Source organism: Ignavibacteriales bacterium, assembly GCA_016700155.1.
Classification (GTDB): domain Bacteria; phylum Bacteroidota; class Ignavibacteria; order Ignavibacteriales; family Ignavibacteriaceae.
On the sequence record CP065001.1, the window covers coordinates 805,675 to 818,251 of the forward strand.

7 protein-coding genes are annotated in these 12,577 nt (G+C 34.8%); all 7 read left to right on the forward strand.

Going from position 1 to position 12,577, the window contains the following annotated elements:
• Positions 1 to 30: 30 nt before the first annotated feature.
• The 7 genes from IPM56_03280 (at position 31) to IPM56_03310 (ending at position 12,551) form a co-directional block, all read left to right on the forward strand.
• The gene (locus IPM56_03280; protein QQS36991.1) at positions 31 to 1,083 is read left to right on the forward strand and encodes a UDP-glucose--hexose-1-phosphate uridylyltransferase; all 1,053 of its coding nucleotides are present in this window, start codon (positions 31 to 33) and stop codon (positions 1,081 to 1,083) included.
• Positions 1,070 to 4,690, forward strand: coding sequence for a DUF4981 domain-containing protein (locus tag IPM56_03285; GenBank protein QQS36992.1), 3,621 nt, complete (start codon positions 1,070 to 1,072; stop codon positions 4,688 to 4,690). Before IPM56_03280 ends, IPM56_03285 begins: the two co-directional genes overlap by 14 nt.
• Positions 4,691 to 4,777: 87 nt before the next feature.
• Positions 4,778 to 6,172, forward strand: coding sequence for a glycosyl hydrolase 53 family protein (locus IPM56_03290; GenBank protein ID QQS36993.1), 1,395 nt, complete (start codon positions 4,778 to 4,780; stop codon positions 6,170 to 6,172).
• On the forward strand, positions 6,169 to 8,730 hold the full coding sequence (locus IPM56_03295) for a cellulase family glycosylhydrolase (protein ID QQS36994.1): 2,562 nt from the start codon (positions 6,169 to 6,171) through the stop codon (positions 8,728 to 8,730). Before IPM56_03290 ends, IPM56_03295 begins: the two co-directional genes overlap by 4 nt.
• Positions 8,727 to 9,698: an aldose 1-epimerase gene (locus tag IPM56_03300; protein ID QQS36995.1), complete on the forward strand. Its 972-nt coding sequence runs from the start codon at positions 8,727 to 8,729 to the stop codon at positions 9,696 to 9,698. Before IPM56_03295 ends, IPM56_03300 begins: the two co-directional genes overlap by 4 nt.
• Before the next feature lie 8 nt (positions 9,699 to 9,706).
• Complete coding sequence (locus tag IPM56_03305) at positions 9,707 to 10,987, forward strand: galactokinase (GenBank protein ID QQS36996.1); 1,281 nt, start codon at positions 9,707 to 9,709, stop codon at positions 10,985 to 10,987.
• 31 nt (positions 10,988 to 11,018) lie between these two features.
• On the forward strand, positions 11,019 to 12,551 hold the full coding sequence (locus IPM56_03310; protein ID QQS36997.1) for a solute:sodium symporter family transporter: 1,533 nt from the start codon (positions 11,019 to 11,021) through the stop codon (positions 12,549 to 12,551).
• Positions 12,552 to 12,577 lie beyond the last annotated feature (26 nt).

Sequence of the window (12,577 nt, forward strand, 5' to 3'; positions counted from 1 at the left end):
ACCAACCCACAAACGGTTACAGAATATTATATGATCGCAGAACAAAGTCATAGAAGATTTAATCCGCTGACTGGTGAATGGATTTTAGTTTCACCCGGACGCACTAACCGACCCTGGCAAGGGAAGGTTGAGCAAAATTCACAAATAAAAAATCCTTCTTATGATGTTGGTTGTTATTTGTGCCCCGGAAACAAGAGAGCCAATGATGAAGTGAATCCTGAGTACAATCCAACTTTTGTTTTCACTAATGATTTTAGCGCATTAAAAATTGAAACACCGGAATTGTTAATTGATGAATCACAAATATTAAAAGCCAAATCAGAAAAAGGTATTTGCAGAGTCGTATGTTTTACACCAAAGCACAATCTCACACTTGCTGAACTTCAATTGAATGAAATTGTTGATGTGATAAAAACGTGGCAGAGTGAGTATAAAAATCTCGGTGACAAAGCTGAGATAAACTATGTCCAGATATTTGAAAACAAAGGTGAGTTAATGGGCTGCAGTAACCCGCATCCTCACTGCCAGATATGGGCTCAAGAGAACATCCCAAACGAACTGGCAAAAGAACAAGCAAATCAATTAAAATATTTTAAAGAAAACGGAAGAACACTTTTAAGTGATTATCTGAAACTCGAAAAACAAAAAGATGAAAGAATAGTTTTTGAGAATGATGGATTTATAGTTCTTGTTCCATTCTGGGCAACCTGGCCTTTTGAAACAATGATCATACCTAAAAGATCAATTCAAAATATTCTTCAATTGACTGATAAAGAAACAGAAGAATTTGCCGAAGCAATAAAAGTTATAACAGTTAAGTACGATAACATCTTCAACATATCTTTTCCTTACTCATCCGGAATTCATCAAGCGCCAACAGATAATATCGATCATCCCGAATGGCATTTTCATATGCACTTTTATCCGCCTCTGCTAAGATCGTCATCGATAAAAAAATTTATGGTCGGATACGAAATGTTAGCTGAACCGCAAAGAGATATAACTCCTGAAAAGAGTGCTGAAATTATTAGTCAATTAAGTTCGATTCACTATTTATTAAATCAGTCAAATGAGAATAAATAAAATTGTAAGTATAATAATTTTTATTTCGCTTCTTACCTCAGTAGGAATTTGTCAATACGGACAAATTAATATTGATGACTATATTCAAAACGCGGAAATGTTTGAAGAGAACCAGCTTCCGTTGCTGCCGACTTTAATTCCATTTAAAGATGTTGAATCATCTCTTAAAACATCTGAAAGTCAGTCTGAATTTTATCAAAGCCTAAACGGTAAGTGGAAGTTCAATTTTCAATATACACCATATACATTCCCTCATGATTTTTACGAACAAAATTATGATGACAAGAACTGGAATGAAATAAAAGTTCCGGCAGTTTGGCAGACTGAAGGTTACGATCATTTAATGTACAGAAATGTTCCAATGGAATTTGCACCGTATGATCCACCGCTCGTTCCCAAAGAATTAAATCCAACAGGCTGTTACAGAAGAACTTTCGATATGGATTCTGAATGGTCCGGAAGAAATATCATTCTCCATTTTGATGGAGTAAAATCAAATGCTTTTGTTTGGGTAAACGGAAAATATATTGGTTACGATGAAGGCGGAATGACTCCTGCAGAATTTGATATTACTGATTTTGTAACCGAAAAAAATAATCAGATAACAGTACTTATTACCCGCTGGTGCGATGGTTCGTATCTTGAAGACCAGGATATGTGGCGATACTCAGGAATTTACAGAGATGTTTACCTCTACTCAAAACCTGTTGTATCTATTTCTGATTTGACCGTCATTACTGACTTTGATGAAAATTATGTAAATGCAAATCTCACTTTGAAGCTTGGTATTACTTCATCATCATTACTATCTGAGAATTACAATTTTAAATTTACACTTCTCGACTCATCACAAAAACAAATTGCTCAAACATCAGCCTTAGTTGAAAATCTATCATCAACCATAACAAAGGAGATTATACAGCTGCATCAATGGTCTGATGAAAAACCTTATCTATATACTTTGATAGTTGAACTGCTCAATTCAAAAAATGAAACCACTGAGGTTGTTAAAAAGAAAATCGGTTTCAGAGAATTAGAAATCATAAACGGAAGAGCGTGTTTAAATGGAAAACCGATTTATATAAAAGGTGTTAATCGTCACGAACATCATCCTGAACACAGCGGTGCGATAACAAAAGATATTATGCTTAAAGATATTTTCCTGATGAAGCAGAACAATATCAATGCTGTGCGCACAAGCCACTATCCGAATTCACCGTTATGGTACGAACTGTGTGATGAGTACGGAATTCTTATTCAGGATGAAGTGAATGCTGAATGTCATTACAAAGAGTATTGGTTCCCGAGTCTTGAGTTCTATCATAAAGCTTTTATGAACAGGTTTATCGGTATGGTTCAGAGAGATAAAAATCATCCGTCAGTGATTATGTGGAGTACCGGTAACGAATGTGGTCTGGATGAAATTCATTACAAGATGAATGATTATGTAAGGGCAAATGACAAAACCAGGTTTGTAATGCATCAATCAAATACCCCCGATGGTGAAGCTCCTTACGCTGATATTATTGGTCCGCGCTATCCTACTGTTTCGCGCTTGATGCATATTGGCTTGACAACTGACAAGCCCGTTGTAATGGGTGAATATGCTCATGCGATGGGCAACAGTCTCGGTCAGTTTGATGAATTGTGGGATCTGATTTATTCAATGGAAAAACTTCAAGGAGGATTTATATGGGACTGGGTTGACCAGGGATTAAAAAGAAATCTAATTCTTACACCGGATCAGTCATCAAATAAAATAACATCAGCAGTAATTGGTAATCCATTATTCATCGAAGGCAAAAAAGGAAAAACAATAAAACTAAGCGGACTTGATGACTGGATTGAAGTTTATAATCATCCAGTGTTTGATGAAATAAAAAATAATCTTTCAATAGAGTTCTGGATTAAACCTGACAAGTGGTTTATTGAAAATCCAATTGTAACTCGTGCAAATCAATTCGGAGTAACACAACGTCATCCTGATTCGATTTCTTTTTACATTAATAGTTATAAAAATTCATTAACTGTTGCCGTACCTTCTGATTGGCTTAACATCTGGCATAAAGTAAAGGCTGTGTTTGATGGAAAAGAGATGAGATTATTTATTGATGACAATATCTCTGTTAAAAAGAATTATGAACATCAGATAAGATATACTCAATATCCAGTTAATGTTGGCAGAGATTATTTTCGTAATACAGATCAGCACCTTGGCTGGATGTCAAACTGTGCTATCGATGAACTGGTGATTTCTTCTGAAGATAAAATTCTGCTGAACCTTCCATTTGATGAGACGACTTCACAAGGCGATTTTGTTTACTATGGTGCAAGTTCATTCGTTTGTAATGGGGTTGTGTTTTATGACAGAACTCCGCAGCCTGAACTTTACCAGGTGAAGAAAAGTCAATCACCGGTCAAATTTGAAAAACTGAATAACAAAATCAGAATTATTAATCACTATAGTTTTACAAATCTTAATGAATTTGTTTTTAACTGGTTCCTTTACAAAGAAGGAAAATTAATCCGTAATGGTTCTCTTAGTGTTGATTGTCCACCGTTAGATAAAACTGAGATTGAAAATCCGGTTGACATTAAGGAACTAACAGACGATGGCGAATATATTCTTGAGTTAACTGCTAATCTAAAGCACCCTGCCCCGTGGGCTGCTAAAGGACATGAAATTAACTTTGAACAGTTTATTCTTGCTTCAAATTATATTGATGAAAAATATGACGCAGCAAAACAAAAAATTTCCTTTAAAGAATCAGGTTATGAACTTAGTATCACCACAAGTAAAGTAAATTTATCTATTAGCAAAACCGATGGCAGATTATCTTTCATCAACAATTCAGGAACAATAATTAATGGTCCTGAATTAAATGTCTGGCGTGCACCAATCTCAAATGAGTGGGTTGATTGGGGACAAGCCGAAGCAAGTGATTGGTATTCAAGCGGTTTGAACAGGTTAACACTTGATTCAACAGATTTTTCTTTTGTTGATGAAAACAATTTCGTCAAATGCATTTCAAAACAGTTCTACAGATTGCCGGAAAATGAAGACTATATCTTAAATCAGTTTACTTATACAATTAATTCTGAAGGACAAATAAGGATTAATCAGAAAGTGGATTTCATCGGTTACTTTAATTACGAATGGCTGCCTAGAGTTGGTATGAAATTCAATTTATCAAAATCATTTGAAGATGTTTCGTGGTACGGCAGAGGTCCTTTTGAAACTTATCCCGACAGAAAAACCGGAGCTAAGATAGGAAACTATCAGTTAAATGTAGATTCATTTTATGTCCCTTATGTAAAAACTGAAGATCATGGAAACCGTACAGATGTAAAAAAATTAAAACTGATTAATAATAACGGCAAGAATTTTACAATAACATCTGATGAGAAATTTAATTTTTCAGTGACTCCTTATTCCAATATTGATAGAACGGTATATCCGTTTCAATTAATAAACGGCGAAACACTTACACTAAACATTGATAATAAAGTTACTGGAGTAGGTGATACACCCGTTCCAACATTACCAAAATACAGAACGTATCCTGTCAGTTATGATTATTCAATAATTATTACACCGGAAGAGTAATAAATGTTTTTAGTTGTTTTATGTTATGCAATCGTTAGTAAATAGAATAGAATTAAAGATGCTGCAAGTTATTAGAGGAAATGTAAAATGAAGAAAATAATTTTGCTGATATTTTTTGTGAATTATTTTTTATCCGCTCAGCAGGATGAGTTCATAAAAGGATTTGATGTTTCATTCATTCCGCAGATAGAAGATCTTGGTGGACATTATTATGTTAATGGCACTGAGACTGATCCGTTCGAAATATTTACTGACAACGAAATTAATTATATCAGGCTGCGTTTATGGCATACTCCGGCAAACGGGTATTGCGGACTTGCAAGCACACTTGAGACCGCGTTAAGAATAAAACAAAGCGGCACAAAATTTTTACTTAATTTTCACTATTCCGATACCTGGGCTGACCCTGAACATCAGACAAAACCTGCCGCATGGCAGTCATTAACTTATCAGCAATTAGTCGATAGTGTCTATGCTTACACATTTAATGTGATTCAAGCATTCAATGCAATTGATGCATTGCCTGATATGGTTCAGATCGGAAATGAAATTATTGTTGGGATGCTATGGCCTGATGGAAGAGTCGGCGGTTCATTCAACACAACCCAGCAGTGGCAGCAGTTTACAAATCTTTTAAAGACTGCGCGCAATGCTGTAATAGATGCTGTTCCTGATACTACAATCCCGATAATGATTCACATTGACAGAGGCGGAGATAATGCGGGCAGCAGGTGGTTCTTTGATAATCTGAATTCATACCAGGTCCCATTTGATATAATCGGACAATCATTTTATCCCTGGTGGCATGGAACATTAACTCAGCTATCTCAAAACCTAAACGACCTTGCGTCAAGGTATGGCAAAAAAATAATTGTGGCAGAAACCGCGTATCCTTGGACGCTTCAGTATTTTGATAATGTTAATAATATTGTTGGAACTGCTTCCCAATTACATTCAGGTTATCCCGCCACCGTACAAGGACAGTTTAATTATTTACGTGATATCATTCAGATCATCAAAAATGTACCGAACAGCAGGGGCATCGGAATTTTTTATTGGGCGCCCGAATATATTTCTGTTCAGCCGATTGGATCACCATGGGAAAATTTAGCACTCTTTAATTTTAGTAATTCAGTTCTTTCTTCTATTACAGCATTTCATGACACCGTTTCAACTTTAAATGAAGAGATTGAAAATAATATTGTTGATTTTAAACTTCATCAAAACTTCCCAAATCCTTTTAATCCTGTTACAATAATTGATTATGAAATGTTTGAACAATCGAATGTAAAAATTATTGTTTACAATTCTTTAGGCGAACAAATCAATGTGTTGCTTGATGAAATTATAAATGCAGGCTCACACTCGATTGAATGGAATGGAAAAGATTCTTACAATCTTCAATTGCCATCGGGAGTATATTTTGTAAAACTGATAACTGAAAAAAATTCTTTATCAATTAAAACTGTTCTTCTCAAATGAAATTTTATATCAAAATATTTTTTGTTGTTGCTTTAATTAACGTTGCAGGCTTCTCACAATCAGGTGATGATTTAATTTTTGTTGATTCACAGGGAAGAATGAAATGGAGTTCAGGTAATGAAGAAGCATTTTTCTTTGGTGTGAACTATTCAACTCCATTCGCGTTTTCATATAGGGCGATAAAGAATAAAAATTTATCGCACAAAGAAATTATTGATATGGACGTTCAGCAGTTTAAAAGACTTGGAATGAACGCATACAGAATACACGTTTGGGACAGGGAAGTATCGGACAGAGAGGGCAACTTACTTAACAATGAACATATTGAACTTCTTGATTATCTCATCTATAAGTTAATTGAGAATGACATTTACATTATACTTACACCGATTGCATGGTGGGGCACTGGCTGGCCTGAACCGGATATTGAAACTCCGGGCTTCTCAAGTTTTTATTCTAAGATTGAATCGACAACTAAACCGGAAGTGTTAAAAGCTCATTTCAATTATCTTAAACAGTTTGTCAATCACAAAAATTCTTTTACTGGCAAAACTTATAAAGATGAAAAACATATAATCGCGTTTGAGGTTTTTAATGAACCAAACCTTCCTAAAGATTCAGACAGTGTTTCGAACTATGTAAATGCAACTGTAAAAGTTTTAAGAGATGAGGGAATAACTAAGCCAATCTTTTTTAATATCAGTGAAAATCCAGGCAAAGAGCAATGGATAGGAGTCGCGTCGTCAAACATACAAGGCATTTCATTCCAATGGTATCCAACAGGGTTAGTAAAGTATAGTGAACTTAAAGGAAATTATATCCCGAATGTTTTTTCTTACCCGATTCCAGATTACACTGACAAAATAAATAACAAAGCAAAAATGGTTTATGAATTTGATGCCGCCGATATAGGCAGATCATATATGTACCCCTTGATGGCGCACGGTTTCAGAGAAGCCGGGATGCAATGGGCGACAATGTTTGCTTATGATCCAACACCGCTGGCACAGTATAATTCGGAATATTCAACACACTATTTGAACTTGTTATATACTCCGCAAAAAGCATTGAGTTTTTTAATCGGGGGTCAACTTTTTAATCAGAGAAAACTTGCCCAAAAGATATTTGATAACACATCAGTAAAAATGGAAAACGTGTTTTTTGATTATGAAAATGATCTGAGTGTCCTGAATACAAGTGATAAACTTTATTATTCAAATTCGACAAATGAACAACCAATTGACGTGCAACAATTAAAACATATTGCCGGTTATGGAAATTCCAAAGTAGTAAAGTATGATGGAAGAGGAACTTATTTCTTAGATAAGATTAAAGATGGCTTGTGGAAACTTGAACTTTACCCGGATGCAATTTGGTTAAGAGATCCTTTTGGCAGAAATGGTCTTGATGAACCTGCGGCAAAGCTAATCTGGAAATCACATGAGATGAAAATATCTTTACCTGATTTAAACCCGGACTTTAAAGTTTATTCGATTGAAAATAAATCTTATTCGGCTAACGAGCAGACAGTTATGATTGAGCCCGGAGTTTATTTCATAACGAATGATAAAAAATTATCTGTGGATGATATAGATGAAAGCTATACTGATTTCAATTTCATTAAAAAATATGGAGAGTACATAAAGGATTTTCACTCAACAGAAATAAAAAATATTTCGCCTTCTTCTTTTGATGAAAATGAAGTGAAGAAAATTTCAGTCGAAGTCTATTCGCCTGTAGAAGTTCAAACTTTCATTTATATAAAGAGAACTACCTGGCGCGGGTATCAAAAATTTGATATGAAAAAAGTAAATGATTTTGTTTATGAATTTGAATTACCTGCTGAATTATCTTCAAACGGAAAGCTGCAATATTTTATTTGCGTCAACAATGGTAAAGATGTGCTCACTTTCCCGGGGAAACTAAAACATTCACCTGACTATTGGTCGTTTGACGCAAAAGAATCATATGAACTTTCAATCTTTCCTGCTTCAAACAAAGTACTACTGTTTGATCCTTCAAGTGATAACGAAAATATTATTTCGCCAAATATCTGGAGATATGTTGATCATCGCTTGGATTATACTTTTGATGATAACAATGAATCAGAGTTTAACATAGATATCAGAAGGGTCAGAGAGAAATTTCCAGAACTTGCAATTCAGTTTTATGTCGGAGAGCATTTAAAGAATTATTCTCCCGATAGTATCGATGAATTAGAACTGGAAATCAAAAAATCTGTTGATGGTCCTGATACAATATCAGTGAGAATAATTTATAACAACACTAACGGGTTTGAAAGAAAAATAGCTTTAAATAATAAATATCAAAAAGTTCTAATTCCTCTGAAGAAGCCGGAAGAATTTAAATACGCGTTGTTGCCAAGACCTTATCCAACATTCTTGCCTTACTGGTATGATTCAAAACCAACAACACAAAGTGAAAATCTAAAACCTGAATCAATTCAGATTGTAATTCCTTTACCCGGAACAAACGGCGAACAGGAAAACTATTCGATCAAAATTAAAAATATCTATTTACTAAAATCACATAAATGAAATCCAATTTTGAAATAGTAGAAAAGAATCAACAATCTTTGTTCTACGAGTTACAAATAAAAAATAATTTAACCGGGGAGTACATAAATATTCTTCCAAACCTTGGGGCAAGATTAAACGCAGCATATTTGAAAAGTAATGAACAATTAATTCCAGTTATTAAAGAATTAAAAAATAAAAAGCTGAAGTCGAACGATGAAAAGTTTAATAATGCAAAGTTATTTCCTTTTGCAAACAGGATAAGAAAGGGAAGGTACTCGTTCAATAATAAAGTATATGAACTGCCTGTGAATTATGTTGAAGAAGAAAATTCTTGTCATGGTTTTTTATATGATTTACAATTCAAAGTAATCTCTAAAAATATTTTTAATGATTTTGCTGAAATAAAATTCGGCTTTACCCCGGAAAATAAATATGAGGGCTATCCTTTTTGTTTTGATATGAAAATCACACACAGATTAAAAACATCATGTGAAATTGAAACAACAACGGAGATCTTTAATTCATCAGAAACTGAATTGCTTTTTTCTGATGGCTGGCATCCATACTATTGCCTGAGTGATTCCGCTGATAATTATAATTTAACTTTTAACGCTGCAGAAAAATTAGAACTTGATGATCATAATATTCCTAATGGTAATGTCATTAATATTAACGGAAGAGTACATCACAAAATTAATTTGAAGAATAAAAATCTTGATGACTTATTCCGCTTTTCGCTGTCGAACAAAATAAACTTTATTGAAATAGTCCCGAATGATTCAGATCATAAAATTAAAATCTGGCATGAAGCTGGAGAAAATAAGTACAACTATCTTGTTCTTTATATTCCTCCTGACAGAAGATCAATTGCAGTAGAGCCTATGACATCAAGCATAGATGCGTTCAACAATAAAGAAGGATTAATAATTTTAAAACCCGGGGAATACTGGTCCGCTTCGATGGGATTTTCACTTCATAAAAAGTAAGTTTAAATATGAATATAAAAATATCTATGACTGATTCTGAAATATTGTTGAATGAACTTTATAATGGTGATGAGAAAGTAATTACATGTCAAAGGAACGGGTACAAAAAATTATCTGCTGAGTTTGAACAAAAATTTAAAACGACACCTTCAAATTATTTTAGTTCTCCCGGCAGAACTGAAATAAGCGGAAACCACACTGATCACAATCACGGAATGGTAATAGCGGCGAGTATTAATCTTGATTCAATCGCTGCCGCATCTGTAAATGATAGCAACGAAGTTATTTTATTTTCAGAAGGATATAAAGAACCATTCAAAGTAAACCTGAATAATTTAAACCCCGTTGAATTCGAAGCAGGAACAACTAACGCTTTGATACGAGGTATCGCTTCACGTTTTATGGAGAAAGGGTTTTCTGCCGGAGGATTTAACGCCTGTATTACAAGTGATGTAATAAAAGGTTCGGGTTTAAGTTCATCGGCATCAATAGAAGTTTTAATCGGAACAATCTTCAATCATTTATATAATGATGGAAGAATACCGGCTTCTGAGATAGCAAAGATAGGGCTATACTCGGAAAATGTTTTCTTCAAAAAGCCATGCGGGTTAATGGATCAGATGGCTTGTGCAGTTGGTGGAATTGTTTCAATTGATTTTAATGATCTTGAAAATCCTGTCATTGAAAAAATCAATTATGAATTCGCGCAGGAAAATTATTCAATGGTAATTGTACATACCGGAGGTTCGCACATAAGTTTAACAAATGATTATGCTGCAATCCCGACTGAGATGAGAGAAGTAGCCGCCGCATTTAATAAAATGAATTGTAATGAGATTAGTTACGAAGAATTTTTATCAGGTGTAAAAACTTTAAGAAATAAAGTAAGTGACCGTGCGATACTTCGTGCATATCATTTCTATAAAGAAAATGAAAGAGTAAAAAAACAAGTCACGGCACTTCGTTCAAATGATTTTAAAAAATTCTTAACTCTTGCAAATGAATCTGGCAATTCATCATTCAAATATTTACAGAATATTTACTCATCGAATGATCCGATGTTTCAGCCTGTTTCAGTAGCGCTGGCATTTACTGAAGACTTCATTAATAAAATTGGCGAAGGCGCTTGCAGGATCCACGGCGGAGGGTTTGAAGGTACCATCCAGGTTTTTCTGAATAATAAATTTGTTAATGAGTTTATTAATTATATTTCCGACATATCGGATTCATTTAAAGTTTTAAATCTGAATATCCGGAAGGTAGGAACCACAAAAGTTATTTTAGATTAGTTGTACTTCATTTTAATATAAAGGAAACTTTATGGAATTAGGGATACTTGATATAAGTGTAATCATCCTCTTCTTCGTGGTAGTGCTTGGAACAAGTATGTTCAAAAGCAGGAAAGAAGAAACAGGTGAAGATTATTTTCTTGCAAGCAGAAGTCTTATCTGGCCAATTATAGGTATATCACTTATTGCTGCTAACATTTCATCCGAACAATTTGTGGGAATGTCCGGACAAAGTGCCGGCAATGTTGGACTTGCAATAGCAAGTTACGAATGGATGGCTGCAATAACATTAGTGTTTGTTGCGTTCTTTTTCCTTCCAAGATTTTTGAGCAGTGGTATTTATACTATCCCGGAATTTCTTGAATACAGGTACAACTCTGCCGCCAGGTCTTTAATGGCTTTTTACACAATGGTAATTTATGTAGGAGTAACAATCTCGGCAGTGATCTACTCCGGTGCAATTACTATCTACACAATATTTAATGTTGATCTTGAAATGGCAGTCTGGATAATTGGAGTTATCGCCGCACTCTACACTACATACGGCGGATTAAAAGCAGTTGCCTGGGCTGATGTTTTCCAGGGTACTGCACTTATAGTCGGCGGAGCGCTTGTACTTGTGTTCGGTTTATATGCCGTCGGCGGATTTGATAATTTCTTTACTCACAACGCTGACAAACTTCACATGGTATTACCTGCCGATCATCCGGTACTTCCATGGACTGCACTTGTCATTGGTTTGTGGATTCCTAATATCTATTACTGGGGATTAAACCAGTACATCACCCAGCGTACATTAGCCGCAAAAAGTTTACGTGAAGGACAAAAGGGAATCATCTTTGCGGCGGCAATAAAAATAATAATTCCATTTGTGATAGTGTTTCCCGGGATTATGGCGGCACAACTTTATGGTGATTCAATGAACAACACAGATGCTGCTTACCCGTTACTAATTAAGAATCTTATTCCGTCAGGACTAAAAGGATTTATGCTTGCAGCGATTGCCGGCGCTGTGATAAGTTCATTAGCATCGATGTTAAATTCAGCATCGACAATATTTACTTTAGATCTGTATAAGGTTTATATCAAAAAAGATTCATCACAGAAAAATTTAGTGTTTATCGGAAGAGTGATGACATTAATTTTTGTTGTGCTTGGATGTTTTATAGCACCTTATCTTGGTGATCCAAAATTCCAGGGGATATTCACTTATATACAGGAATTCCAGGGATATATTTCACCCGGAATATTAGCGGCATTTGTGTTTGGAATAATTGTAAAGAAAGCACCACCGGCAGCCGGTGTGGTGGCATTAGTTGCGTGCGTTCCTGTTTATGGATTTCTTCAATGGCAGTTTGGTGAAATTGCTTTTCTTAACAGGATGGCAATTACATTCGGGATCATTTTATTATTGATGACTGTCATAACAATAGCCAAGCCGCTAAAAGAACCAAAAACATTACCGAAGAGAGATGGTTTTGATTTAGCTCCGACACCACAATTGATGTGGTGGGGTGGTGCTGTTGTAGTAGTTACACTAATTCTCTACGGAGTTTTTTGGTAAGATTCGAATGCTAAGCAAACAAATCC

Bases quoted from the DNA above. Each gene is read 5' to 3' on its own strand.
- IPM56_03290 (QQS36993.1), top strand. From the start codon at position 4,778: ATGAAGAAAATAATTTTGCTGATATTTTTTGTGAATTATTTTTTATCC.
- IPM56_03295 (QQS36994.1), top strand. From the start codon at position 6,169: ATGAAATTTTATATCAAAATATTTTTTGTTGTTGCTTTAATTAACGTT.
- IPM56_03305 (QQS36996.1), top strand. From the start codon at position 9,707: ATGAATATAAAAATATCTATGACTGATTCTGAAATATTGTTGAATGAA.
- IPM56_03300 (QQS36995.1), top strand. From the start codon at position 8,727: ATGAAATCCAATTTTGAAATAGTAGAAAAGAATCAACAATCTTTGTTC.
- IPM56_03310 (QQS36997.1), top strand. From the start codon at position 11,019: ATGGAATTAGGGATACTTGATATAAGTGTAATCATCCTCTTCTTCGTG.
- IPM56_03285 (QQS36992.1), top strand. From the start codon at position 1,070: ATGAGAATAAATAAAATTGTAAGTATAATAATTTTTATTTCGCTTCTT.
- IPM56_03280 (QQS36991.1), top strand. From the start codon at position 31: ATGATCGCAGAACAAAGTCATAGAAGATTTAATCCGCTGACTGGTGAA.